This window comes from Pseudomonas sp. XS1P51 (genome assembly GCF_054897845.1).
This window is the reverse complement of sequence record NZ_CM142707.1, coordinates 6,331,856-6,358,337: the sequence shown is the minus strand read 5'-3', so window position 1 is coordinate 6,358,337 and position 26,482 is coordinate 6,331,856. Positions and strand designations below refer to the sequence as shown.

Genomic DNA, 26,482 nt, shown 5'->3' with positions numbered 1-26,482 from the left:
GCGGCACAGAGCCATCCCCATGAGTAAATACAACCAGATCTACAGCGATCTGCTTGCCAGCATCACGACCGAACGTCTGGAACGCGGCGCCCGATTGCCGTCCGAAACCGAACTGATGGACAGCTATCAAGCCAGTCGCGGCACCGTGCGCAAGGCCATAGAGCAACTGCAGGAGCGCGGTTTCGCGCAGAAAGTCCACGGCAAAGGCACCTTCGTGCTGTCGACCAACCCGATCGAATTCCAGCTCGGCGGTATCGTCAGTTTCCAGGAGACCTACCCGCGCCTGGGCAACGACGTCAGCACCGACGTGGTCGAGTTCAGCCAGATCCCCCTCGAAGGTCCTTTGCTCGAACACATCCAGGCTGATGAAGGCAGTCTGATTACCCGGATCAAGCGAGTCAGGCGGATCGACGGCAAACGGGTGATCCTCGACATCAACCATTTCGTCAGCGATGTGATCCCCGGCCTGTCCCGCGACATCGCCGAGCACTCGATCTACGCCTTCATCGAGCAGACCCTGCAACTGCAAATTGCCTACGCCCAGCGCACCATCGAGGCGGTGCCGCGAAGCAAGGATGACCAGCAACACCTGGACCTCGACGGCCAGAGCCATGTGATCGTGGTCAGCAACCAGACGTTTTTGCAGGACGGTCGCCAGTTCGAGTACACCGAATCGCGGCATACCCTGGACAAGTTCTATTTTTCGGATGTGGCGCGGCGCTGACCCTACACTGCAATCGTGCAGCTCCTACACAATCCATCCAGACGTGCCATCGTCCGGTAGCTTGCGATCCTACAGATTCAAGCGAGCTGGCTTGCCATAGTTCCCTCCACCCTTAATCCCATTTCTCAAGGAGCGAGAAATGAACACATCTGAAACAAATTCCCCGTCCCTCCTCCCCGATGCGGCCGAAGAGCAATCTCTGAAAGCGCTGGCGCTGCCCTTTGCCGAGGCCTGTCCCGACCTGCATACCATGGCGCACGACGCTGCCCAAGGGATTCTCGACAAGCACCGCGTCGAGGGTATCGACCCGGACAAGGTCTGGTGGCATCGGTTCAATAACACGTCCGTCAGCAGCACCAAGGCCTTCCTGTTCTGGGAGCACTTCCCCAAACCGTCCGAGTCCTTGACGTTGCCGCAACTGGTGGTCAAGCGTTTCCGTCCTCATGACCAGGACAATGCCGACCTTCTGGATGGCGATGGTGGCTTCTACAACGAAGGCGCACATGCGTCGGTTTTCAACGAAACCAACGAGGTGCGGATGTACCCCAGCGAAGTCCTCAAGGATCTCTGGGCCATTAATTTCAGCGAACGCTACCGGGAAAAAATGGAGCGCTTCTGGACGCTCCACTCGGATGATTTTCGCACCCTCGCCAAACTCAACTTTCTGGCCAAGGCACTGGACGAGCATGACGGCGCTCGGCTGAACAACGAGAATCTCAAGACCGTGATCAAGGCTGTCGCCGGCAACGTTACCTGGCCGATCAACCTCAAGATGTTGCAGGCGACAGCGCCGACCATTGACGGGTTACACGTCTGCGCACTGGACATCGGGGGTTACAAAGCCACAGACATTCTGTGCATCACCGACCGCAATGGCGTGCAAATTCTTTACACGCCAGGCGAAACTCAACCCTTCAACATTTTCGCCACCCCTTCCGATCTGCATTGGTGGCTGCTGATGCAAAACAACCATGCGCAGAATCGGGCGCGATTCATGGCTCACTTCTCTCTGGCTGCCCAGCAACAGGATGACGGTAACATTGGCCTGAATGCCATGATCGATCTGCTCTACTCCACTTGGGGAACAAGCGATCACCACTTGATCAATCAGAAAGCTGAACCCATCTCGGGCGACGTTTTCAGCTGGTTGCGTGATTCCGTGGAAGCCCGCATGCGCAGTGATGCGGACCTGTCGTTGCGTTCCAACGGCGACCTGCGAGAGAAGATGTGGATTGGTTATCTGAATGCCTTCGTCCATGTCTTCGGCTCCATGGCCGCTCTTGGCTGGCCAGTGGCATTGGCCGCCGTCGGTGCTGGTATTGCCGACATGGGTTTGAACATTGATCAGGCAGTCAACGGCAGTACCAAGGCTGATCGCAAGGCGGGTCTCGTGGGCGCCATCTCCAGCGGCATAGAGACCTTGTTCAACCTGCCATTTCTGCGTGGAGCAGCCGAGTTCGCCGAAGTGGGAGAAGCCAGTGAAACGTTCAGCCTCCAGGAACGTTTTACCGAACCACTACCGGCAGACCCCGCGGGCATCCCACCCGTTGCCCGCTTCTCCCCCGGCCCCGCTTATGCGGAGCAAGGCACAGAATTATTGTCGTCGTTCGAAACCAATGAAATTCTGGATGGCTTATCGCCGATCACCGAAGAGGGCCAGTTTCAGGGCATCTTCCAACCGCCCACCGGCGGGAACTATGTGCAGATCAACGACAGCTTTTATCTCGTGCGCTACAGCAACGAGTTGAAAGTCTGGGCCATCATCGACCCGGCCAACCCTTACTCGTTCTATCGCAGCCTGCCCATACGGCTCGACGTGGAAGGCGAATGGCAGCCTATCAACCGGCTAGGCCTGTCTGGCGGCGGTAAATTTGATGGGCTATGGCCTTGGGGTCACGCCAGCGAACCGCTGCCGGATATCGACAGCCCTCCGACCGCTTACGATGTTCCACAGGCCTTGCGCGAAGACCTCAGAGAGATTGCCCAAGGAGGCGGGACCAAGTACGACGTCAATGACTCCTACACCAACACCGTGCACAAACCTGATGGCAGCAATCCCACCGAAAGCTTCAAGGCCCTGAGAAAAACGCTCAACCGGGATGCCATCGCGTTCCTCGAATCGAATTCATTGCCGGCCCGACCCGAGATCCCGAACCTGCCACCGAATCTGGCAAAAAAGGACATCATCAAAAAACTGTTCAGGATTGCATCCGGGTTGGTTATCGGTGAGAACCACTCCAGCGTGGCCAGTAAGCAATTCCTCATCGAAAACATGGAAGTGCTGAGCAAGCAGAAGGTCAAAACCCTTTATATGGAGCACCTGCTGACAGATTTCCACCAGGCCGATCTGGACGTGTTCAATCGAACCGGCGTGCTGTCGGAGAACCTCGAAAACTATTTGAAGACACTCGATCGAGGGTTCAAAACCGACCCTTCCGGCCAATTCAACTTTCTGGAGGTGGTCAAAGCCGCCCGCAGAAGTCATATCCGGGTCCAGGCCATCGACTGCATGGCCAGCTACAAAAGCACCGGGATGAAAGGTGTCGAGGCTAATTTTCGCCAAAGGATGATGAATTTCTTTACCCATGAGGTGATACGCACGGATCAGACAACTCGAGGTGCCCATCGATGGGTAGCGCTGGTGGGCGACAGTCATGCCAATACCTGGGAAGGTGTGCCGGGTATCAGTGAGCTTGAAGGTGGCATCGGTTTACGCATTGAAAGCACCCCGGCAGGCACCGCACGGGGGATCGAAGTAGACCCGGGGCGGATACCGACAGACAATTTTGGGCGACCGCTGGCGCCTGTCAAAAGCGATCTGCGCCTGCAACTGGATACACCTCCCGACGTTGCTCTCACTGAATCAATGGAGCACGCGCTTCGTCGCACCGGTGATTGCACCGTGATGAACATTGATGACACGGTGAAGCTCATTCATCGCAGCCGGGATGGTGCTCTGGTTCGCACGCCGATCTTGCGCGATCAGGGTTCGTACTACATTGAACGGCCCAGTTGGCCATCTATCAGCGGCCGACGCTACGCCAGCGTGGCTGAACTCTCGACGGCGTTGAGGCTCAGCGGGCTCAGACCGATTCAGATGCCACAATCCTGATACACAAAAAAGGCCCCGTGAACTCACATTCACGGGGCCTTTCAGATGTTACTGACGATCAATCAGACCAGGATCACTCCCACTCGATCGTCGCTGGTGGCTTGCTCGACACGTCGTAGGTGACGCGGGAGATGCCTTCGATTTCATTGATGATCCGGCCGGAAACAGTTTCCAGCAGTTCGTAAGGCAGGTGTGCCCAACGCGCGGTCATGAAGTCGATGGTTTCCACGGCACGCAGGGCCACGACCCAGGCGTAACGACGGCCATCGCCAACCACGCCAACCGATTTCACCGGTTGGAACACCACGAATGCCTGGCTGACCTTGTGGTACCAGTCGGCCTTGCGCAGTTCTTCGATGAAGATGTGGTCGGCGCGACGCAGCAGGTCGGCGTACTCCTTCTTCACTTCACCGAGGATCCGCACGCCCAGGCCCGGGCCCGGGAACGGGTGACGGTAGACCATGTCGTACGGCAGGCCGAGTTCCAGGCCCAGACGACGGACTTCGTCCTTGAACAGCTCGCGCAGGGGTTCAACCAGCTTGAGGTTCATTTCTTCCGGCAGGCCACCCACGTTGTGGTGCGACTTGATCACGTGAGCCTTGCCGCTTTTGGCGCCAGCCGACTCGATCACGTCCGGGTAGATGGTGCCTTGGGCGAGGTACTTGATGTTGTCCAGTTTGTTGGACTGGGCATCGAAGACGTCGATGAAGGTACGGCCGATGATCTTGCGTTTTTTCTCTGGGTCGGACTCGCCGGCCAGGTTGTTCAGGAACTGGTCTTCAGCGTTGGCGCGGATCACCTTGACGCCCATGTTCTCGGCGAACATGGCCATCACTTGCTCGCCTTCGTGCAGACGCAGCAAACCGTTGTCGACGAAAACGCAGGTCAGCTGGTCGCCGATGGCTTTGTGCAGCAGCGCGGCAACCACCGAGGAGTCCACACCGCCGGACAAACCGAGCAATACGTTGTCGGTGCCGACCTGGGCGCGAACCTGAGCGATGGCGTCTTCGGCAATTTTCGAAGGCGTCCACAGGGCTTCGCAGCCGCAGATCTCGAGGATGAAGCGCGAGAGGATGCGACCGCCCTGCTTGGTGTGGGTCACTTCCGGGTGGAACTGCACGCCGTAGTAGCCGCGAGCGTCGTCGAACATGCCGGCAATCGGGCAGCTCGGGGTGCTGGCCAGGATGTGGAATTCCTGCGGCATCTTGGTGACCTTGTCACCGTGGCTCATCCACACGTCGAGGCCGAACAGGCCGTCGGCGTCGATGTGGTCTTCGATGCCGTCGAGCAGGCGGCTCTTGCCGACAACGTCGACACGGGCGTAACCGAACTCACGCAGCTCGGAACCTTCAACCTTGCCGCCCAGTTGTTCGGCCATGGTTTGCATGCCGTAGCAGATACCGAAGACCGGTACGCCCAGGTCGAACACGGCTTGCGGGCAGCGAGGGCTGTTGGCTTCGTGCACGGACTCGGGGCCACCGGCGAGAATGACGCCTTTTGGAGCGAATTCGCGAATCGCTTCTTCATCCATATCGAACGGATGCAGTTCGCAGTACACGCCGATTTCACGCACGCGGCGGGCAATCAGCTGGGTGTACTGGGAACCGAAATCGAGGATCAGGATGCGGTGAGCGTGAATGTCGAGGGCCATGATTCAGTCTCGTCTAAGTAATTCAGAAACAGTCGTGATTCAGAAACAACTCGGGGCTGAATAAAACAGCCCCGGTTACTTAACTTTTTGCTTGAAGCCTCAACCTACGCGGTAGTTTGGTGCTTCTTTGGTGATCTGTACGTCGTGGACGTGGGACTCGGCCATACCAGCGCCGGTGATCCGCACGAACTCAGGCTTGGTGCGCATTTCTTCGATGTCGGCACTGCCGGTGTAACCCATCGAGGAACGCAGGCCGCCCATCAGTTGATGGATGATGGCGCTCAGGGAACCCTTGTAAGGAACTCGCCCTTCGATGCCTTCCGGAACCAGTTTCTCGGCGCCTGCCGAGGAGTCCTGGAAGTAGCGGTCGGAGGAACCTTGAGCCTGGGACATGGCGCCCAGCGAACCCATGCCGCGGTAAGCCTTGTACGAACGGCCCTGGAACAATTCGATCTCGCCTGGTGCTTCTTCGGTACCGGCAAACATCGAGCCCATCATCACGCAGGAAGCACCGGCTACGATGGCCTTGGACAGGTCACCGGAGAAACGGATGCCGCCGTCGGCGATCAACGGAACGCCAGTGCCTTCAAGGGCTGCGGCGACGTTGGCGATGGCACTGATTTGCGGGACGCCGACACCGGCGACGATACGGGTGGTGCAGATCGAGCCTGGGCCGATACCGACCTTGACCGCATCGGCGCCCGCTTCGGCCAGAGCCTTGGCGGCAGCGCCGGTGGCGATGTTGCCGCCGATGACCTGCACTTCAGGGAAATTCTGTTTGACCCAGCGAACGCGATCGATCACGCCTTTGGAGTGGCCGTGAGCGGTGTCGACCACCACCACGTCAACGCCGGCATTGACCAGGGCGGCTACGCGGTCACCGGTGTCTTTACCGGTGCCGACTGCAGCGCCGACGCGCAGACGACCTTGATCGTCCTTGCTGGCCAGCGGGTAGGCCTTGGCTTTTTCGATGTCATTGACGGTCATCATGCCTTTGAGGGCAAATTTGTCGTCGACGATCAGGACGCGTTCGATGCGGTGTTTGTGCAACAGCTCGCGAACGTCGTTCTTGTCGGCGCCTTCCTTGACCGTGACCAGACGCTCTTTAGGCGTCATCACTTCACGGACAGTGGCATCCAGACGGTTTTCGAAACGCACGTCACGGGAAGTGACGATGCCGACCAGGTCGCCATCGTGCAACACCGGAACACCGGAGATATTGTGCTGGCGGGTCAGTTCGAACAGCTCACGAACCGTGGCGTCGGCCTCGATGGTGATCGGGTCCTTGACCACGCCGGCTTCGTAACGCTTGACCTTGCGCACTTCGGCAGCTTGCTGCTCGATGGTCATGTTCTTGTGGATGATGCCGATGCCACCTTCCTGAGCCATGGCGATTGCCAGACGGGCTTCAGTAACGGTGTCCATTGCGGCAGAAACCAGTGGAATATTCAGCTCGATGCCACGGGTTAGGCGGGTCTTGAGACTGACTTCGTTAGGAAGCACCTCGGAATAACCAGGCACTAGGAGAATGTCGTCGAATGTCAGAGCTTCTTGGCTGATACGCAGCATCGCGGGGGCTCCCGAGCGGGAAAATGGAAGCGCGCCATTATAGTCAGACACCCCCTCGGGTTCAATGTAAAACTCTGTCTATTATTAGCATTACTGATATACGGGGATGGATGAGCGGATATGCGGGTTCTACGGTCTTTTGCAGGAGCTGCCGAAGGCTGCGATCTTTTGATCTTCAGCGATTTCATTTGCGTCGAGAATCAAGATCAAAAGATCGCAGCCTTCGGCAACTCCTACGTTGTCCCCGGCGTTTACAGTTCGACCTTGACCCAACTGACAGGCTGATCCAGCCAATCAGCGAATTCGTCGATAAAGCTTTGCTTGAACCCGGCCTCTGCCCAGTTGTTGAAAATGAATCCCAGATTGGAAAAGCCGCATTCCTGCAGGAAAAGAAACCCGTTGATGTCGTCTTCATGCCCGCATTCGGGGCAAGTGAAGTTATCGGTGCGCCCCGGCATCCAGTCTTCCAGGCTTTCGAACAGCGCTTCACCGACTTCCTTGCGACACTCGGCGCAGCCCGCCTCTTCAAGGAAACCCTTGGCCGGCGTATAGATGCAGCGTTTGGTGATGATCTCCAGACCATTGACCGGCTCGCCGAACGGCAGGGCTTCCGGGTGCAGGACCACGGCCCGCGCACCGTCGGCGATGGCGTGCCCCATGCGGTTGCCGGTACGGCCGCAGGTGGTCAGCTCTTCCTTGACGATGTTCTTGCGCACCAGCCAACGCACGACCGCCCGGGCCCGGGGTTCGTGTACCGGCAGTGTGGAGATTTTCGGGACGATGATGCTTTGGGAATTCATGATGCGGGCCTGAAACAAATACTGAATGATCACCCTTGTGGGAGCGAGCCTGCTCGCGATGGCGTTGGGTCAGGCAACATCAACGTTGACTGCAATGACCTCATCGCGAGCAGGCTCGCTCCCACAGGATTTGCGGCCGGCAGCTTAATCCCTGACGAAATCCGGTCAAGTACTCAGATAACGCCCGATCAAGGCAATCCCGCTGGCCAGCACCAACCAGGTCACCAGCCGCACGAAGGCCTCGCGAGACAATTTCATGGTCAACCGCCGGCCGGTCCACAGCCCCAATGCCATGGCGGGCAACAAACACAGTGCCAACACCAACAAGGGTAGCTCGGCATACACACCCGCGACAGCAAACAGGCTCAACCGCACGACGGTGCTGCAGCTGATCAGCGCACTCTGGGTCGCTCGGGCCGAATCCTTGGGCAGCCGGCTGTTCAGATAGATCGCATATAAGAAGCCGCCGCTGCCAAACAACGCCCCGAACATTCCGCCCACCGTGCCCATTGGCACCGCCCAACCCGCGGACAATTGCGTCGGGCGGGTTTTGACCCACAGGCTGTAAATCGCATAAGCGCTGATAAACAGCCCCATCAACAGCAGCAACAGGTCGGACTTCAGGTTCAGCAGGAAAATCACCCCCAGCGTGCAACCCACCGCCATGCACGGCAGCAGCCGCAGCAATTCCGGTTTGGCCACATCCCGTCGCGAGGGCAGCAGATTGCCGAACGCGGCGACGAAATCCAGCAGCACCAGCAGCGGAACGATCTTCGACAGCGGCATGAACAAAATCAGAATCGGCCCTGCCACCAACGCGGTACCAAACCCGGCGATGCCGAACACGATATAGGCCAGGGCAATGCCCAACCCGATCACCAACCAATCCGTCATGCCGAATGGCCATTGGTGCAACAACTCAAGCACGTTCATCTGCACGCCTTCATTAAATACCTGTGAGGACTTTAGCCAGCGTCGAGCGTTGCGACTAATATCTTCAACGTCGCCAACCCATCTCAAAAAGGCATGTCTCGTGCTTTCAATCCGTCAGTTGCGTTACTTCGTGGAAATCGCAGAGTGCGGCAGTTTCAGCGCGGCAGCCGAACATTTGTTCGTCGCACAGTCGGCCCTGAGCCGGCAGATCAAAGACATGGAAACCCGCCTGCAAACACCCTTGTTCGAACGCACCGCACGCCAGCCCCGGTTGACTGCTGCCGGCGAAGCCTTCTTACCGCGCGCCAGAAACCTGTTGAATGAACTGACCAAGGCCAGCGAAATGGCCACTCAGGTCGGCAATGGCCAACTCGGTACTTTGCGCCTCAGCCATTCCAGCACCGTGCCCATGAGCAGCCGTCTGCTGCGCGGTATCAGCGATTATCTGGATCGGCACACCGGCGTGTCGATGGACATCGTCAAACTGTCTTCCGAAGCGCAACTTGAAGCGCTGGCCGAAGGTCGGCTGGATGTCGGACTGCTGCGCCTGCCGGTACTTCGTCAGCGTGAGGGAGTGCAGATCATTCCTCTGTACAACGAACGTTTACTGCTGGCCGTTCCACCGAATCACCGATGGGCTGTGGATAAGTCTGTTCAAGGTATCGATCTGGCGCAATTGAAGGATGAAGCGTTTATCTCTATTCCTCACCCTCAGCGTGGCGGGTTGAGTTATCTGTCCGCCGAGCTGTGCATGCGTCAGGGCTTCTTTCCCAAAGCCGCTCGAGTGGTGTCGCGAAAAACCACGCAACTGCAACTGATTCAGGCCGGATTCGGCATCGCCCTGCTGCCGGAGTCAATGCAGGACATTGCGCCACCCGACATTCATTTCCTGCCCTTGGCCAACCCTGACTGCAGCAGCACCGTCGCCCTCGCCTGCCGGCAAAATCCAACGACACTGGTTCAGCAATTCATTCACCACTTCACCCAATCGGCGTAGGAGCTGCCGCAGGCTGCGATCTTTTGATCTTCAAGCCTTTCAGCCGCGCCGAAAATCAAGATCAAAAGATCGCAGCCTGCGGCAGCTCCTACAGGGGGATCGTGCATTGCGCAGGAGATTGCCTTTATCATGCGCCCCATGATTAAAGATCCCTTTGCAAGACTCGGCCTGGACCGTGAAGTCCTGACTGTCAGCCAGCTCAACGGCCGCGCGCGGGTGTTGCTCGAAGACGTGTTCAGCAACATCTGGGTCGAAGGCGAAATCTCCAACCTCGCCCGCCCGGCGTCCGGCCACGTGTATTTCACCCTCAAGGACAGCGGCGCCCAGGTGCGTTGCGCGCTGTTCCGGCAAAACGCGGCGCGGGTTCGTCAGGCGCTGAAGGATGGCCTGGCGGTCAAGGTGCGCGGCAAGGTCTCGCTGTTCGAGGGGCGCGGCGACTATCAGCTGATCCTCGACACCGTGGAGCCGGCCGGTGACGGTGCGCTGCGTCTGGCCTTCGATGCGCTGAAAGAAAAGCTCAGCGCCGAAGGCCTGTTCAGTGCCGAGCGCAAAGTGCCGCTGCCGGCGCATCCGCAACGCATCGGCATTATCAGTTCGCCCACCGGCGCGGTGATCCGCGACATCATCAGCGTCTTCCGCCGCCGCGCGCCGCAGGTGCAACTGACGTTGATCCCAACGGCCGTGCAGGGCCGAGAAGCCACTGCACAGATTGTCCGCGCACTGAAACTGGCGGACGCCCGAGGCTTCGACGCGCTGATCCTGGCCCGTGGCGGCGGCTCGCTGGAAGACCTCTGGTGTTTCAACGAAGAAGCCGTGGCCCGCGCCGTGGATGCCTGCGTGACGCCGATCGTGAGCGCCGTCGGCCATGAGACCGATGTGTCGATCAGCGACTTCGTCGCTGACGTTCGCGCGCCAACGCCCTCCGCTGCCGCTGAGCTGCTCGCACCGGATTCCAGCGACCTGATGCGTCGAGTCGAAAGCCTGCATCGACGCCTGGTGATGCGTATCCGCGACCGCCTGATGCGTGATCGACTGCGCCTTGAAGGCATCTCTCGCCGCTTGCGTCATCCCGGTGAACGTCTGCGTCAGCAGGCGCAACGTCTGGATGACCTGGACATGCGCATGCGCCGCGCGTTCGAACGCAGCCTCAACACCCGTCGCGAGCGGCTGATCCGTCTGGAAACCCGCCTTGCCGGGCAACATCCGGGGCGGCAATTGGCGATGCTCCGTCAGCGCCTCGACAGCCTCGCCGAACGCCTGCCACGGGCCATGCGCGAAGGTCTCAAGGGCCGGCGCCTGCAACTGCAAAGCCAGGTGCAGACGCTGCATGTGGTCAGCCCGCTGGCGACCCTCGGCCGTGGCTACAGCATTCTGCTGGACGAACGCGGCAATGCGATCCGCAGCGCCGCGCAGACCCACACCGGTCAGCGCCTCAAGGCCAGACTCGGCGAAGGCGAGCTGCAAGTGCGGGTCGAAGACAATCACTTGACGCCCGTCACCCTTTCTTTACTGGATTGATCCATGCCGCGTTTTCTTGCTCCGCTGCTGTTGCTCTGCCTGACCTTCAACGCTCATGCCGACAGTTACATCACCCGCCTGTTGAACAAACCGGTGCCGGGTGGTGTGGCGGTCGTGGACCTGGGCGCCGCCGCCCAAGCGCCGAAAGCCAGCTATCAGGGCAAACCGGTATTGGTGGTCAAGGAACAGAACAACTGGCTGGCCATCGTCGGCGTACCGCTGACGGTTAAACCGGGCACCCAGCAAGTCAGCTGCGGCGGCCGTAATCTGAGTTTCACGGTCGGCAGCAAGAAATACCCGGAACAGCACATCACCCTGAAGAATACGCAGCAGGTCAATCCGAACCCGGAGAATCTCAAGCGCATTGAGGCCGAATTGGCCGTACAGATTCAGGCTTACCGCACTTTCAGCCCGAACACCCCGAGCAACCTGTTGCTGGACAAACCGGTCAACGGGCCGCTGTCGAGCAAGTTCGGCGTGCGCCGCTTCTTTAATGGTGAGGAGCGTAATCCTCATGCCGGCCTGGACTTCGCAGTGCCTGCCGGCACGCCAATCAAAACCCCGGCGGCGGGCAAGGTGATCCTGATCGGTAATTATTTTTTCAATGGCAACACGGTGTTTGTCGACCACGGACAGGGCTTCATCAGCATGTTCTGCCACATGTCGAAGATTGACGTGAAGGTGGGGCAGCCATTGGCCCGTGGTGGGGTGGTCGGGAAGGTTGGCTCAACCGGGCGTGCGACCGGGCCGCATATGCACTGGAATGTCAGCTTGAATGATGCGCGGGTGGATCCGGCGATTTTTATTGGGGCGTTTCAGCCTTAGTTATTGCGAAAGGCTACTGGCCACTTCGCGAGCAGGCTCGCTCCCACAAAGTGATCGGCGTGAACCCAGATTGAGCGTGCGCCAAAAATCCAATGTGGGAGCGAGCCTGCTCGCGATGGGGACATCCCAGGCACCGCTATTCCGCCTCCAGGTCCTCAATCCCATGAATTTCCCGGTGCGCCAGACACTCTTTGATCCACGCCCGGGTTTCCTCCGAGAAACCAGCCAACTCCTCCGGCGTGATCAATTCATGAGTACACAACCCCAGCAAGTGAGCAGGCGCCTCACTGCGTGAGTGCCTGAAGACGCCAAACGCCCAATACAGCTCCTGCTGACCGGCCTTCAGCCTTTCTTCGCTGGCCTCGATCCGCTCGTAAGGTGTCTGGCTTTTATCCAGCACCCTGCGCTCAACGTCCTCCATGATCCGGATACACATCCGCTCATGGGCCACTGGACGCAACGCGCTGTAAAGCTTCCAATCCGACTCGTTCATCGCCGACTCCTGCCTGACAGTCGTCTGTTGAGCCTTTAAGAATAGCTGCACTGACCGAGTCGCAACCGCCAACTTTCAATTGCGCATCGCTCAAACCTCGCGCAAACATAGAAACAATCACCTTCATTCACCGCAATAAAATCTCGATAAAAAAGACTTTACGAGGATTCCTCTCAATTTTTTTCGACCGCTTGCCATCCTTCACTCTCGCGGTTAGGGTTGAAGGCATGAAAACCTCTCACACCCTCATTCAGCGTCGCCAGCACCGCAGCCTGTGCCTTGTCAGTGCACGACTGCCGGGCTGAATCGCGGTGCCTCGCCCCACGCTTTACCCAAGAACATTTTGATCCACCGGCAGGCCGCCTTTTTTCGGCCCACACAATAAGGATTTCCCGATGAGCATGCTCAAAGACCCGTCTTCGAAATACCGCGCGTTCCCGACCATCGACATCCCGGACCGCACCTGGCCATCGAAGACCATCACCGCAGCGCCGATCTGGTGCAGCTCCGACCTTCGTGACGGCAACCAGTCGCTGATCGAGCCAATGGACGCGGTCAAGAAGCTGCGTTTCTGGAAAACCCTGGTATCGGTAGGCGTGAAAGAAATCGAAGCGTCGTTCCCGGCAGCCTCGCAAACTGACTTCGACTTCGTGCGTACCCTGATCGAAGGCGGCCACATCCCGGACGACACCACCATTCAAGTGCTGACCCAGGGCCGTGAAGATCTGATCGAGCGCACCTTCGAATCCCTGCGCGGGGCGAAGAAAGCCATCGTTCACCTGTACAACGCGACCTCCCCTTCTTTCCGCCGCATTGTCTTCAACCAGGACAAGGACGGGATCAAGGCCATTGCCGTGAACGCGGCCAAGCTGTTCGTCAAATACGCCGCCCAGCAGCCGGACACCGAGTGGACCTTCGAGTACTCGCCGGAAACCTTCAGCGCCACCGAACTGGAGTTTGCCAAGGAAGTCTGCGACGCCGTGATCGAGGTCTGGAACCCGACACCTGCGCACAAGATGATCCTCAACCTGCCGGCCACCGTCGAATGCGCGACCCCGAACATCTATGCCGATCAGATCGAATGGTTCGGCCGTCACATCAACCGTCGTGACAGCGTGATCATCAGCCTGCACACCCACAACGACCGTGGCACCGGCGTTGCCGCGACCGAGCTGGGCCTGATGGCCGGCGCCGACCGTGTCGAAGGTTGCCTGTTCGGCAACGGCGAGCGTACCGGTAACGTCGACCTGGTGACCGTGGCATTGAACCTCTACACCCAGGGCGTCGACCCTGAGCTGGACTTCTCCGACATCGACGGCGTGCGCAAAGTCGTCGAAGAGTGCAACCAGCTTCCGGTGCACCCACGCCATCCATACGTCGGCGACCTGGTTCACACCGCGTTCTCCGGCTCCCACCAGGACGCCATCCGCAAGGGCTTCGCCCAGCAGAAACCGGACGCCCTGTGGGAAGTGCCGTACTTGCCGATCGACCCGGCCGACATCGGCCGCAGCTACGAGGCGGTCATCCGCGTCAACAGCCAGTCGGGCAAGGGCGGTATCGCCTATCTGCTGGAACAGGAATACGGCATCAGCTTGCCGCGTCGCATGCAGATCGAGTTCAGCCAGGTCGTGCAGCGTGAAACCGATCGCCTGGGCCTCGAAATGACCGCCCAGCAGATCCACGCGTTGCTGCACAGCGAGTACTTGCAGGCCAACACTCCGTACGCGCTGGTCAGCCATCGCCTGCAGGAAGAAAACGGCCACAGCGCGGTAGAAGTGGAAGTCTCCGGCAAAGGCCAGGGCGAAACCAACCTGCACTGGCGCGGCAAGGGCAACGGCGCCCTGGAAGCGCTGGTGGCCGGTCTGCCGATTCCGGTGGAAATCATGGACTACAACGAACACGCCATCGGCGCGGGCACCAATGCCAAGGCCGCGGCCTACATTGAACTGCGTGTGAACGGTGAACGTGCGGTGCACGGCGTGGGTATCGATGAAAACATCACCACTGCCAGCTTCAAGGCCCTGTTCAGCGCCCTGAACCGCTCGCTGAGCCAGCCGGAAGCGAAAGCGGCGTAACTTGATCGCTGAAATGCAAAAGGCCCCGGGGTGTGAACCTCGGGGCCTTTTTGTTTGCCTGCCATTTTTGTGTTGCCTGTTATGGCCCCTTCGCGAGCAGGCTCGCCCCCACATTGGAATGCGATCAAATGTGGGAGCGAGCCTGCTCGCGAAGGGGTCCTATCAGGCGACAACGATTTCAGGCATGGGTATCAACGCTGAACATCGCCTGCAACAGCGCCGCTTGCAGCACCTGCAAGTTGCTGCTGGTCACCGCGATCTGGTTCTGGATCGCCATGACCTGCTGGGCTTTCTGCTCGTTGTCCTGGCTCTTCTGCACCTTCGCGAGCTGGGCTTGCTGTTCGGCCAGTAACTTCTTGGCTTCTTCTATCTGCTTTTTCAATGCAGTGATCGGGTCACCGGCGGCACCATTGACCGAGTCGATGTTGGCCCCGGCGCTGTTGACGCGCAGCTTGCCGTCTTGGTCGAGTGTTTCTTCGACCGGCACCAACGTGCTTTCATCAGATTTACCGGTCACGACACTGGGCGAGGAAACGGCGTGCGAATTAATGGTGATGGTATTCACGTTGATCATGGGTCACTCCTCCTGGGCTGACTTTGCTATCGGCCTGACCGGAGGAATCTGCACCCAAAAAACATCAAAACGCTCAACGATCAGGTGAATTCAAACGTATCCGCATCCAGGTTCGCCGGAAAACGTGTGCGATAAGCCTGAAGGTCGGCAGCATTCAGAACGACCTGAAACACACCATCGGCTTCGCCGGCACTGAGCAAGGTCTCGCCCTGGAAATCCAGTACCTGACTGTCGCCGGTATAGGCGAAGCCTTTTCCGTCGGTCCCGATACGATTCACCGCCGCCACGTAGCAGAGGTTTTCGATCGCCCGTGCCGGCAGCAAACGGTTCCAGTGCTGGCGCCGTGCACCCGGCCAATTGGCGGTATACAGCAGCAGGTCGGTGTCCTGAGCATCGCGACTCCACACCGGGAAGCGCAAGTCGTAGCAAATCAGCGGCCGCACACGCCAGCCTTTGAGTTCGAACTGCACCTGGCGCTCGCCGGGGGTGTAGTGATTGTGTTCCCCGGCCATGCGAAACAGATGACGCTTATCGTAGTGCCAGACTTCCCCGTCCGGCCGCGCCCACAGCAGTCGATTGCGATGGCTGCCGTCAGCGGCCTGGACGATGACGCTACCAGTGATCACCGCATCCAGTTTCGCTGCCTGTACCCGCAGCCATTTACTGGTGGGGCCGTTTTCCGATTCGGCGAGCGTCTCCGATTCCATGGAGAAACCGGTGGTGAACATTTCCGGCAGGATGATCAGATCAGCCCCGCGAGCCTGTTCCACCAACTGCTCGAAATGCTCCAGGTTGGCCTGACGGTCGTGCCACGCCAGGGTGGTCTGGATCAGCGCGATGTTCAGATTGGGCAGCGCACTCAGATCACGCATAGTTTTTCCGCCGCTTCACGCAGGGTCTCCTCGCGTTTGGCGAAGCACAGGCGTATCAGGCGCTGGCCTTCTGGCGGCGTCTGGTAAAACACCGAGATCGGGATGCTCGCTACGCCGTGTTCGCGGGTCATCCACAGCGCCATCTCGACGTCGTTGAGGTCGGGGCGGATCTGCGAGTAATCGACCAACTGGAAATAAGTGCCGGCCACCCGGGTGAAACTGAAGCGCGATGGCGTCAGCAGATCGCAGAACAGATCGCGTTTGGCCTGATAGAACGCCGGCAGCTCTTCGACATGTTCCGGGTGTTCGGCCATGTAGTCGGCCAAGGCATATTGCAACGGCGTCACGCCGCAGAAACTGACGTACTGGTGAACCTTGCGCAGCTCGGCGGTGAGGGCTGGCGGCGCCACCACGTAGCCGGTTTTCCAGCCAGTGACGTGATAGGTCTTGCCGAAGGAACTGACCACGAAGGCGCGCTGATACAGCTCTTCGTGAGCGAGCACGCTGACGTGAGGCACGCCGTCGAACACCAGGTGTTCGTAGACTTCGTCGCACACCACATAGATGTCGCGATCACGGATCAGCGCCGCCAGTTGATCCAGCTCGGCACGGCTGATCAGTGCGCCGCTGGGGTTGTGGGGGGTGTTGAGGATGATCATCCGCGTGCGCGGGCTCAGGGCTTCGGCGAGCTTCTGGAAGTCGATGGAGAAATCATCCAGGCCCAGTTGCACATGCACGCAACGACCACCGGCCAGCTCCACCGAAGGCTCGTAGCTGTCGTAGGCTGGATCGAACACGATGACTTCATCGCCGCTGTGGATAACCGCCTGGATGGCGCAGAAAATCGCCTGGGTCGCGCCGGGTGTCACCGTCACTTCATGGTCAGCATCCACACTGACGCCATAGCTGCGGGCGATCTTCGCCGCAATCTGCTGACGCAGCGCCGGCAGACCGGTCATGGGCGAATACTGGTTGTGGCCTAAGGCGATATGCCGACCGACCGCATCACGCAAGGCTTGCGGGCCGTCGAAATCAGGGAAACCCTGGGACAGGTTCAGCGCCCCGGTTTGCGCCGCGAGCTGAGACATCTGAGTGAAGATAGTGATGCCGACATTCGGCAGCTTACTGGTGATCATCGGTGATTCCCTGCTCTACACCCGGCTCTAACGACGGCGCGGGAGAGCCCGAGGATAGCCCATCCGACGCCCATAAAAAAAGGGCGCCAATGGCGCCCTTCTTCTAAACATTCACCGCATACCTGTGGTGAGGGGGCTTGCCCCCGTTCGGCTGCGCAGCAGTCGTAAAACCTGCACTGCGGTTTATCTGACAGACCGCTGTGGATGGTTTTGGGGCGGCTGCGCCACCCAACGGGGGCAAGCCCCCCTCGCCACAACAACCCCCACACAAAATAGTGTGGGGCTGTGAATCAGCGTTTGTCTTTACGCTTCTTCTCGGCTTTCTTGTGGTGAGTCATCAAACGACGCTTCTTGTTGACCTGACGGTCGGTGAGCGTGTTTTTGTTGCCTTCGTACGGGTTCTCGCCACCCTTGAACTCGATGCGGATCGGCGTACCGACCAGCTTGAGCACACGGCGGTAAGTGTTTTCCAGGTAACGGACGTAGGACTTCGGAACGCGTTCGACCTGGTTACCGTGGATCACGATGATCGGCGGGTTCGCACCGCCCAAGTGGGCATAACGCAGCTTGATCCGGCGGTTGTTGACCATCGGTGGCGCGTGCTCACCGACCGCATCTTCCAGAATCTGGGTGAGGCGGTTAGTCGGCCAGCGGGTGACCGCGGACTTGAACGAGTTCTGTACCGACGCGTAGAGATTGCCCACGCCAGTGCCATGAAGGGCCGAGATGAAGTGGATGTCGGCGTAGTCAACGAAGAACAGTCGACGTTGCAGCTCGACCTTCACGAAGTCACGCTCGCTCGGCGTCATGCCGTCCCACTTGTTGATCGCGATGACCAGCGCACGACCCGATTCAATGGCGAAGCCCAGCAGGTTGAGATCGTGGTCCACCACGCCTTCGCGGGCGTCCATCACGAAGATCACCACGTTGGCGTCTTTGATCGCCTGCAGGGTTTTGACCACGGAGAATTTTTCGACTTCTTCGTGGATCTTGCCGCGCTTGCGCACACCGGCGGTGTCGATCAGCGTGTACTTCTCGTCGTTACGCTCGAACGGGATGTAGATACTGTCGCGGGTGGTGCCGGGCTGGTCGTACACGATGACCCGATCTTCACCGAGCATGCGGTTGACCAGGGTCGACTTGCCGACGTTCGGCCGGCCGATGATGGCGATCTTGATACCGTCTTTTTCGCTCGGGCCAGGAATGCGCTTGGCTTCCTCGCCTTCGGCAACGATCTCTTCTTCGCCGTCTTCCGGCTCTTCGTCGTCTTTCGGGAAGTCGCTCAGGGCGATTTCCAGCATCTGGGTGATGCCACGACCATGAGCACCGGCGATCGGGATCGCGTGGCCCATGCCCAACGGGGCGAATTCGGCGCGGGCCATTTCAGGGTCGATGTTATCGACCTTGTTGGCAACCACGTAAGAACGCTTGTTACGTTTGCGCAAATGCTCGGCGATCATCTGGTCGGCGGCGGTGAAACCGGCCTTGGCATCTACCAGGAACAGAACGACATCCGCTTCTTCAATGGCCAGCAGCGACTGCTCGGCCATTTTTTCGTCCATACCGTGCTCGTCACCGGAGATACCGCCGGTGTCGACCAGAATGTAGGAACGCCCTTGCCACTTGGCCTCACCGTATTGGCGATCACGGGTCAGACCGGACAAGTCGCCGACGATGGCGTCGCGAGTCCTGGTCAGGCGGTTGAACAAGGTGGACTTGCCGACGTTCGGTCGGCCCACCAGGGCGATTACGGGAACCATGCGGCTCTCCACTTCGTTATTTCAGAAAATACAAAAGCCGCTGCTAGGCAGCGGCTGGTGCTCGGGGCAATCACTGTGGGGCTTTTTGTGGGAGCGAGCCTGCTCGCGACAAACGCATAGGCACCGCGTTCATCCAGGCCGCAAACGTAATCGTTGACGTCCATCGCGAGCAGGCTCGCTCCCACATTCATTCCCACAGGTGAAGCCGCTTGGGGGTTAAACCCCAAGCATAGTTCTTACTTGATGGTCAGGGCTTCCAGTTTGCCGCTGTTGCCATACAGATAAATCGTGTCACCCACCACCAGCGGACGGGCACGCAGGCCGTCGCTGTCGATGCGCTCGCGGCCGACGAAGCGACCGTCCACCTGGCTCAGCAGGTGCAGGTAGCCTTCCATGTCGCCGACTGCAACGTAGCTGGAGAACACTTCCGGAGCCGACAGTTGACGGCGAGCCAGCGAATCGTTGCTCCACAAGGCTGTGGTGGAACGTTCGTCGACGCCTTCAACGGTGCCCGAAGACAGGCTCACGTAAACGCTGCCGAAACCCTGGGCAACGCCGGCATAGCTGGAAGCATCACGCTGCCAGAGCTGGCGACCGCTTTCCAGGTCCAGCGCTGCAACGCGCCCCTGGTAACTGGCGACGTACAGAGTACCGCCGGACAGCAGCAAGCCACCGTCGATGTCGACAACGCGCTCCAGCTCCGAACGGCCTTGTGGAATCGCAACCCGTTGCTCCCACACCGGCACGCCGTTGGAAATATCGAGAGCGACCACTTTGCCGGTCGACAGGCCAGCCACCGCGAGGCGGTTGGTAACGATCGGCGCACTGGTGCCGCGCAGGGTCAGGACCGCCGGAGTGCTGTCATATAACCAGCGCTGGGTGCCGGTGGCGGCATCCAGACCGATCAGACGGTCATCCTGAGTCTGGACCACCACCACGTCACCGTTGTTGGCCGGCGGCGCGAGGACTTCGCTGGACACGCGAGCGCGCCATTTCTCTTCACCGCTGCTGGCGTCCAAGGCAACGATTTCACCCTTGGTCGTACCAATCACGAGCAGACCGTAACCCACGCCAACGGCACCGGAAACAGGCAGTTCGAGATCTTTCTTCCATTTGACGTCGCCATTGCTGCGATCCATCGCCACCACCACACCAGTGACGTCGGCGGCATAGATGGTATCGCCATCGATCGCCGGAACCAGCATGTTGTACGTTTCGCCCTGACCGTCACCGATCGAACGACTCCACTGCTTTTGCAGAACCACTTCTTCTTTGAAGTCGGTCAACTCGGCCGGTGGCAGTTCTTTTTTGCTGTTGCTGCTGCAACCCGCGGCCAATATGGCCAGAGCCAGCAATGCTGCATGTTTCCAACGGATCACGTCACGCATCCCCTTTGGCCAGGTCGTCCAGCTTGATTTGTAGGCCACCGACCGCCGCTTCATCCGACAGTGCCGCCTTGGCTTTTTGATACGCCGTGTTCGCTTCGTCGGTACGACCCAACTGCACCAGCAGGTCACCCTTGAGTTCTTCGCGAGTGGCCAGGAATGCTTTATCGGCATCACCTTCGAGCAGTTTCAAGGCTTCGTCAGCCTTGTTCTGCGCGGCCAGCACCTGCGCCAGGCGCTGACGGGCGATTTCGCCCAGTGCCGGGTTGGCCGGTTTGGCAACGATGGCTTTCAGCTCGGTGGCTGCGTCGTCCAGCTTGCCGCTGTCGACCGCGACTTTCGCCACGAACAGGCTGCCGTACTGCGCGTAAGCGCTACCGCCGAACTCGCTGTTGAGCTTGCCGGCCAGGTCCGCAACACGGGCCGCATCAGGCTTGCCGTCAGGCGTCAGCGTGGTTTCCAGCAATTGCTGATAGAGAATCGAGGCGCCTTGCGACTGATTGCTCTGATACTTCTGAAAGGCCTGCCAGCCGAACACGATGACCAGCGCCAACAGGCCGCCAGTGACCAGGGGCTTGCCGTTGCGTGTCCACCAGTCCTTCAAATCCGCCAGCTGTTCGTCTTCGGTACTCGACACCCCAATACTCCTTAATCGCTAAATCGGCTGTTTGACAGCTTCAACCCTGCACGACGCAGGTGGCCAGGTGTGCAGCAAGCGCATCCCAGGCAATGCTTTGTTGTTCGCCCTGGCCACGCAGGGGTTTGAAACCTACCACTTGCTGGGCCATTTCGTCGTCACCGAGGATCAATGCGTACAGCGCACCGCTCTTGTCGGCTTTCTTGAACTGGCTTTTGAAGCTGCCGGCGCCGGCATTCACTTGCAGGCGCAGGTTGGGCAATTGATCACGAACACGCTCACTCAGGGCCAGACCGGCCAGCTCGGCAGCTTCACCGAACGCGCAGAGATAGACGTCGACCTGACGGGAGATCTCTTCCGGGATCTGCTCCAGGGTTTCAAGCAGCAGTACCAGGCGCTCGATGCCCATGGCGAAACCAACGCCCGGGGTCGGCTTGCCGCCCATTTGCTCCACCAGACCGTCGTAGCGACCACCGGCACACACAGTGCCCTGGGCGCCCAACTTGTCGGTGACCCATTCGAAAACGGTCTTGCTGTAGTAATCCAGCCCGCGAACCAGCTTCGGGTTGATCACATAAGGAATCCCGGCGGCGTCCAGACGAGCCTTGAGGCCCTCGAAGTGCACGCGGGACTCTTCGTCGAGGTAGTCGGCCATCTTCGGCGCGTCGACCAGGACCGCTTGAGTGTCGGCGTTCTTGGTATCCAGAACCCGCAGCGGGTTGGTCTTCAGACGGCGCTGGCTGTCTTCGTCCAGCTTGTCCAGGTGCGCGGAGAGGAATTCGACCAGCGCTTCGCGATAACGACCACGGGACTCGGCAGTGCCCAGGCTGTTGAGCTCGAGCTTGACCGCATCACGGATGCCCAGCTCGCCCCACAGGCGCCAGGTCAGCACGATCAGCTCGGCATCGATGTCCGGACCATCAAGGTTGAACACTTCGCAACCGATCTGGTGGAACTGGCGATAACGGCCTTTCTGCGGACGCTCGTGGCGGAACATCGGGCCGATGTACCAGAGTTTCTGCACCTGGCCGCCGCCGGTGATGCCGTGCTCGAGCACCGCACGCACGCAGGCCGCCGTGCCTTCCGGGCGCAGGGTCAGGGAATCGCCGTTGCGGTCTTCGAAGGTGTACATCTCTTTTTCGACGATGTCGGTCACTTCACCGATGGAGCGCTTGAACAGCTCGGTGAATTCGACGATCGGCATGCGGATCTGCTTGTAACCGTAGTTATCCAGCAGACGCGCAACGGTGCCCTCGAAATGACGCCACAGGGGAGTCTGTTCGGGCAGGATGTCGTTCATGCCACGAATGGCTTGCAGAGACTTGCTCACAATAAATCCTTAAATTCGTTCGATCAGCCGCGGGCGATTACTGCCGCGTCGGCTTCGACCTTTTCGGCCGCTTTCTGGCGGATCAAGCGTTCAAGCTCATCCACCAGATTGTCATTCGTCAGTTTCTGCGACGGCTTGCCGTCGATGTAAATCAGGTTTGGCGTGCCGCCCGTCAAGCCGATATGGGCTTCCTTGGCTTCACCCGGGCCGTTGACCACGCAACCGATGACCGCGACATCCAGCGGCACCAGCAGGTCTTCGAGACGCCCTTCCAACTCGTTCATGGTTTTGACCACATCGAAGTTCTGCCGCGAGCAGCTCGGGCAAGCGATGAAGTTGATGCCACGGGAACGCAGGTGCAGGGATTTGAGAATGTCGTAGCCGACTTTCACTTCCTCGACCGGGTCGGCCGCCAACGAAATGCGAATAGTATCGCCAATCCCTTCGGCGAGCAGCATACCGAGGCCCACGGCGGATTTCACCGTGCCTGAACGCAAACCACCGGCTTCGGTAATCCCCAAGTGCAACGGCTGGACGATTTCCTTGGCCAGCAAGCGGTAAGCGGCGACGGCCATGAACACGTCGGAGGCTTTCACGCTGACCTTGAAGTCCTGGAAGTTCAGGCGTTCAAGGTGCTCGACGTGCCGCAAGGCGGATTCGACCAGCGCAGCCGGGGTCGGCTCGCCGTATTTCTTTTGCAGGTCTTTTTCCAGGGAACCGGCATTGACGCCGATGCGGATCGGAATCCCGCGATCACGGGCGGCATCGACCACCGCACGCACGCGATCTTCACGACCGATGTTGCCCGGGTTGATCCGCAGGCAGTCAACGCCCAGTTCGGCTACACGCAAAGCGATCTTGTAGTCGAAGTGAATGTCGGCAACCAACGGCACCTTGACCAGTTGCTTGATCTTGCCGAAAGCTTCGGCGGCGTCCATATCCGGCACGGATACCCGCACGATATCGACGCCAGCGGCTTCCAGACGATTGATCTGGGCCACGGTGGCGGCCACGTCATTGGTGTCGCTGTTGGTCATGCTCTGCACAGCGATAGGCGCATCGCCGCCCACGGGCACGTTACCGACCCAGATCTTGCGGGATTCGCGACGTTTGATTGGAGATTCGCCGTGCATGACTATTGACCCAACTTCAGGCGAGCAGTCTCGCCACTGGTGAACGGAGCAACATCGACCACCTGCCCGTTGTAGCTGACCTGCGCGCCACGGGCGAAGCCCAGACGCACGGAGAACGGTGGCTTGCCGCTCACGGAAACATTTTCGCCTTTACGCTTGAGACCGCTCAACAGCACCTTGCCGGTGCCATCGGTCACTTGCGTCCAGCAATCAGCCGTGAATTGCAGTTGAACCTGGCCTTGGCCGGCAACCGGAGCAGCCGCTGCTGGAGCGGGAACAGTCGGGGCAACCCGAGCGGCGACAGTCGGTGCTGGTACAGCTGGAGCCGGAGCTGGCGTTGCAGGAGTCGCGGCAACCGGAGCGGTGCTGTGCGCCGGTGCAGAAGGTGTTGGTGCGGGTGCTGCCGGTGCGGCGGCAGGCGCAGCCGCTTCAGCTTCGGTCGGTTCGTCGGTCGAAGTCTCGGCCTGCGGCAATGCGAGCGCGGTTGTGCCTTCAGCCTGACCTTCCGCGACAGCCTGGTCTTCCGGCTCGTCCAGCGGATGGATCTGGGTGGTGCCGTCGGCGCCTTCGACTTCAACGTGTTCCGGGCTGAGACTGATCAGGTCCTTGGTGCGCAGCGAGGCTTGATCCTGCCACCAGACAAAACCGCCACCAATCACCGCAATCAGCAACAACAGGCTGACAATTCGTAAAATGGTGTGGGAAACCCGGACCGGCTCTTCGATACGACCCAGGCTGTGGACGTTGCTGCCCTGGGAGTCGGTGCCGGTGGACAGGTCGAACTGCTGCACCAGGACGGTCTGGTCCATGCCCAGCAATTTGGCGTACGCGCGAATATAACCGCGAGCAAAGGTATGCCCAGGCAGCTTGTCGAAAGCGCCGGCTTCCAGATTGCTCAGGGAATTGACGGTGAGGTTGAGCTTGAGGGCCACTTCGGCCAGCGACCAGCCATTGCTTTCGCGGGCCTGGCGCAAGGTCTCACCGGGGTTAACGCGATTCGCTGCTACAACTTCGGGATGCGCCGCTTTCATCATTGCTCCGACAGGTATTGCTGATATTCCGGCGTACCGGGATAGAGTCGTTTTAGTTGCAGGCCAAAACTGGCGGCCTTGTCGCGATCTTCAAACACTTTTGCCAGCCGAACGCCGAGCAATAGACTACGTGCATTTTGCTCGGTGAGCAGGCTAAAACGATCGTAATAGTCACGCGCGGGCACATAATGCCTGTCTTCGTAAGACAACTCAGCCATTTCCAGCAACGCACGTGGTTGCTGGCGATTCAAGCGCAAGGCTTTTTCCAGTTGCTGCCGGGCAAGATCCCGCTGGCCAAGCTTCGAAGCGGTCATGCCCAGGTTCTCGAATACCCGTGAGCGCTCAGGATACAGGGTATCGGCAGCCGCCTGTTCGAAGCGCTCGTACGCCTCTTTGTAGCGTTTCTGTTCGAAAAGAAAACTGCCGTAGTTATTCAGGATCCGCGCATCGTTGGGACGAGAAGACAGCGCCTCGCGAAAATGCTGGTCTGCCAGTTCCGGCTCCATCTCGGCCTGGAACACCAGACCCAGCGCCGCGTTGGCATCGGGGTCCGAACTGTCCAGCTCCAAAGCCTTTTTCAATGGGACTTTGGCGCGTTCGGTCATGCCTTGCTGCAAGTACCCCAAGCCCAACTGCACGTAGGCGTCGCGCGCTTCGTCACGACCCTTGCTGGTCTTCATCGGGTTGAAATCGCCCGACAGAACACAACCAGCACACAGACTGGCCAACAGCAAAAGCAGCGCGAAGCGCAGGGACATAGAGATCCTCTCTTAATTGTTGTTCGCAGCGTTCTGTGCGATATCGTTTTCGGCGCTCAATTCGCGCACGGCGATATAACGTTCGCTGCGACGGGTGCGATCCAGCACCTGCCCTACCAATTGGCCACACGCGGCATCGATGTCTTCACCGCGAGTGGTGCGTACGGTGACATTGAAACCTGCATGGTGAAGCTGATCCTGGAAACGGCGAATCGCATTGTTGCTCGGACGCTCGTAACCGGAATGCGGGAACGGGTTAAACGGAATCAGGTTGATCTTGCACGGGATGTTCTTCAGCAACTCGATCATCTCGACCGCGTGTTCGACCTTGTCGTTGATGTCCTTGAGCAAGGTGTACTCGATGGTCAGCACGCGCTTTTCGCCCAGGGACGACATGTAGCGCTGGCAGGACTCGAGCAACATCTTAAGCGGATACTTCTTGTTGATCGGCACCAATTGGTTACGCAATGCGTCATTCGGTGCGTGCAGGGACAACGCCAGGGAGACGTCGATGTGCTTGGACAGCTCATCGATCATCGGCACCACACCCGAAGTGGACAGGGTCACGCGGCGCTTGGAAATGCCATAGCCCAGGTCATCCATCATCAGATGCATGGCGGCCACGACATTGTCGAAGTTCAGCAGCGGCTCACCCATGCCCATCATCACCACGTTGGTGATGGCACGGTCGGCGGTCGCCGGGATGCTGCCGAACGATTTATTGGCAATCCACACCTGACCGATGACTTCGGCGGCGGTGAGGTTGCTGTTGAAACCTTGCTTGCCGGTGGAGCAGAAACTGCAATCCAGGGCACAGCCCGCCTGGGACGAAACGCACAGAGTGCCGCGTTTGCCCTGGGGAATGTACACGGTCTCGACGCAGCTGCCGGACGCCACGCGCACTACCCACTTACGGGTACCGTCGGTGGAAATATCCTCGCTGACGACCTCGGGACCGCGAACTTCGGCAATAGCCTTGAGCTTGTCACGCAAGGCCTTGCTGACGTTCGTCATGGCGTCGAAATCATCAACGCCAAGGTGGTGAATCCATTTCATTACCTGACCGGCACGAAAACGCTTCTCCCCGATCGAGTCGAAGAATTTTTCCATTTCCTGCTGAGTCAGACCCAGCAGGTTGGTTTTTACAGTCGATGTAGTCATGGATTCAC

General features: G+C 59.3%; 22 protein-coding genes. 6 read left to right on the top strand and 16 right to left on the bottom strand.

All coding sequences use genetic code 11. The features are described 5' to 3' along the window. Positions 1-19: 19 nt before the first annotated feature. A complete protein-coding gene (gene treR / locus ACYZUD_RS29440) occupies positions 20-724 on the top strand; it encodes a trehalose operon repressor (protein WP_462021339.1) in 705 nt (234 codons plus the stop codon). Between the two features lie 139 nt (positions 725-863). Continuing rightward, a complete protein-coding gene (locus ACYZUD_RS29435) occupies positions 864-3,836 on the top strand; it encodes a membrane-targeted effector domain-containing toxin (protein WP_462021338.1) in 2,973 nt (990 codons plus the stop codon). Between the two features lie 73 nt (positions 3,837-3,909). Here ACYZUD_RS29435 and guaA read toward each other — a convergent pair whose 3' ends face one another. The 4 genes from guaA to ACYZUD_RS29415 all read right to left on the bottom strand — a co-directional run bounded on the left by guaA (position 3,910) and on the right by ACYZUD_RS29415 (position 8,789). Further along, entirely contained in the window at positions 3,910-5,487 is a 1,578-nt protein-coding gene (gene guaA, locus ACYZUD_RS29430) for a glutamine-hydrolyzing GMP synthase (protein WP_462021337.1), read from the bottom strand. Positions 5,488-5,586: 99 nt separating this feature from the next. Then, entirely contained in the window at positions 5,587-7,056 is a 1,470-nt protein-coding gene (gene guaB, locus ACYZUD_RS29425; RefSeq protein WP_462021336.1) for an IMP dehydrogenase, read from the bottom strand. A 251-nt stretch (positions 7,057-7,307) separates the two neighbouring features. Beyond that, entirely contained in the window at positions 7,308-7,856 is a 549-nt protein-coding gene (locus ACYZUD_RS29420; RefSeq protein WP_462021335.1) for a sugar ABC transporter ATPase, read from the bottom strand. Between the two features lie 165 nt (positions 7,857-8,021). Next, positions 8,022-8,789 carry a sulfite exporter TauE/SafE family protein gene (locus tag ACYZUD_RS29415; protein ID WP_462021334.1) on the bottom strand — a complete coding sequence of 256 codons (768 nt, stop codon included), beginning with the start codon at positions 8,787-8,789 and terminating at the stop codon, positions 8,022-8,024. 100 nt (positions 8,790-8,889) lie between these two features. Here ACYZUD_RS29415 and ACYZUD_RS29410 point away from each other — a divergent pair, with 100 nt between their 5' ends. From ACYZUD_RS29410 to ACYZUD_RS29400, 3 genes are all read left to right on the top strand, one after another. Beyond that, on the top strand, positions 8,890-9,786 hold the full coding sequence (locus ACYZUD_RS29410; protein WP_462021333.1) for a LysR family transcriptional regulator: 897 nt from the start codon (positions 8,890-8,892) through the stop codon (positions 9,784-9,786). Between the two features lie 138 nt (positions 9,787-9,924). Beyond that, entirely contained in the window at positions 9,925-11,304 is a 1,380-nt protein-coding gene (gene xseA, locus ACYZUD_RS29405) for an exodeoxyribonuclease VII large subunit (RefSeq protein WP_462025131.1), read from the top strand. Between the two features lie 3 nt (positions 11,305-11,307). Next, positions 11,308-12,129, top strand: coding sequence for a peptidoglycan DD-metalloendopeptidase family protein (locus ACYZUD_RS29400; protein WP_462021332.1), 822 nt, complete (start codon positions 11,308-11,310; stop codon positions 12,127-12,129). A gap of 136 nt (positions 12,130-12,265) precedes the next feature. Here the strand turns inward: ACYZUD_RS29400 and ACYZUD_RS29395 are convergent, their stop codons facing one another. After that, positions 12,266-12,622 (bottom strand): hypothetical protein, encoded by a 357-nt coding sequence (locus ACYZUD_RS29395; RefSeq protein ID WP_462021331.1) that lies wholly within the window; start codon positions 12,620-12,622, stop codon positions 12,266-12,268. A gap of 395 nt (positions 12,623-13,017) precedes the next feature. On the opposite strand from ACYZUD_RS29395, the gene leuA reads away from it, so the two are divergent. Further along, entirely contained in the window at positions 13,018-14,697 is a 1,680-nt protein-coding gene (gene leuA / locus ACYZUD_RS29390; protein ID WP_462021330.1) for a 2-isopropylmalate synthase, read from the top strand. A gap of 178 nt (positions 14,698-14,875) precedes the next feature. Here the strand turns inward: leuA and ACYZUD_RS29385 are convergent, their stop codons facing one another. From ACYZUD_RS29385 to rlmN, 11 genes are all read right to left on the bottom strand, one after another. Next, entirely contained in the window at positions 14,876-15,271 is a 396-nt protein-coding gene (locus ACYZUD_RS29385) for a hypothetical protein (protein WP_462021329.1), read from the bottom strand. Positions 15,272-15,351: 80 nt separating this feature from the next. Further along, the gene (locus ACYZUD_RS29380; RefSeq protein ID WP_462021328.1) at positions 15,352-16,143 is read right to left on the bottom strand and encodes an amidohydrolase; all 792 of its coding nucleotides are present in this window, start codon (positions 16,141-16,143) and stop codon (positions 15,352-15,354) included. Beyond that, a complete protein-coding gene (locus ACYZUD_RS29375) occupies positions 16,131-17,279 on the bottom strand; it encodes a pyridoxal phosphate-dependent aminotransferase (protein WP_462021327.1) in 1,149 nt (382 codons plus the stop codon). The genes ACYZUD_RS29380 and ACYZUD_RS29375 overlap by 13 nt, the downstream gene beginning before the upstream one ends. Before the next feature lie 290 nt (positions 17,280-17,569). Beyond that, on the bottom strand, positions 17,570-19,039 hold the full coding sequence (gene der / locus ACYZUD_RS29370) for a ribosome biogenesis GTPase Der (RefSeq protein WP_462021326.1): 1,470 nt from the start codon (positions 19,037-19,039) through the stop codon (positions 17,570-17,572). A 236-nt stretch (positions 19,040-19,275) separates the two neighbouring features. Further along, positions 19,276-20,427: an outer membrane protein assembly factor BamB gene (bamB, locus tag ACYZUD_RS29365; protein ID WP_462021325.1), complete on the bottom strand. Its 1,152-nt coding sequence runs from the start codon at positions 20,425-20,427 to the stop codon at positions 19,276-19,278. Next, the gene (locus tag ACYZUD_RS29360) at positions 20,420-21,061 is read right to left on the bottom strand and encodes a tetratricopeptide repeat protein (RefSeq protein WP_462021324.1); all 642 of its coding nucleotides are present in this window, start codon (positions 21,059-21,061) and stop codon (positions 20,420-20,422) included. Before ACYZUD_RS29360 ends, bamB begins: the two co-directional genes overlap by 8 nt. A gap of 40 nt (positions 21,062-21,101) precedes the next feature. After that, positions 21,102-22,391, bottom strand: coding sequence for a histidine--tRNA ligase (gene hisS / locus ACYZUD_RS29355; protein WP_462021323.1), 1,290 nt, complete (start codon positions 22,389-22,391; stop codon positions 21,102-21,104). A 23-nt stretch (positions 22,392-22,414) separates the two neighbouring features. Further along, positions 22,415-23,524, bottom strand: coding sequence for a flavodoxin-dependent (E)-4-hydroxy-3-methylbut-2-enyl-diphosphate synthase (gene ispG / locus ACYZUD_RS29350; protein ID WP_007903603.1), 1,110 nt, complete (start codon positions 23,522-23,524; stop codon positions 22,415-22,417). A 2-nt stretch (positions 23,525-23,526) separates the two neighbouring features. Continuing rightward, entirely contained in the window at positions 23,527-24,555 is a 1,029-nt protein-coding gene (locus ACYZUD_RS29345) for a RodZ domain-containing protein (protein ID WP_462021322.1), read from the bottom strand. Beyond that, the gene (gene pilW, locus ACYZUD_RS29340) at positions 24,555-25,313 is read right to left on the bottom strand and encodes a type IV pilus biogenesis/stability protein PilW (RefSeq protein WP_462021321.1); all 759 of its coding nucleotides are present in this window, start codon (positions 25,311-25,313) and stop codon (positions 24,555-24,557) included. The genes ACYZUD_RS29345 and pilW overlap by 1 nt, the downstream gene beginning before the upstream one ends. Before the next feature lie 12 nt (positions 25,314-25,325). Beyond that, complete coding sequence (gene rlmN, locus ACYZUD_RS29335; RefSeq protein WP_074873948.1) at positions 25,326-26,474, bottom strand: dual-specificity RNA methyltransferase RlmN; 1,149 nt, start codon at positions 26,472-26,474, stop codon at positions 25,326-25,328. Positions 26,475-26,482 lie beyond the last annotated feature (8 nt).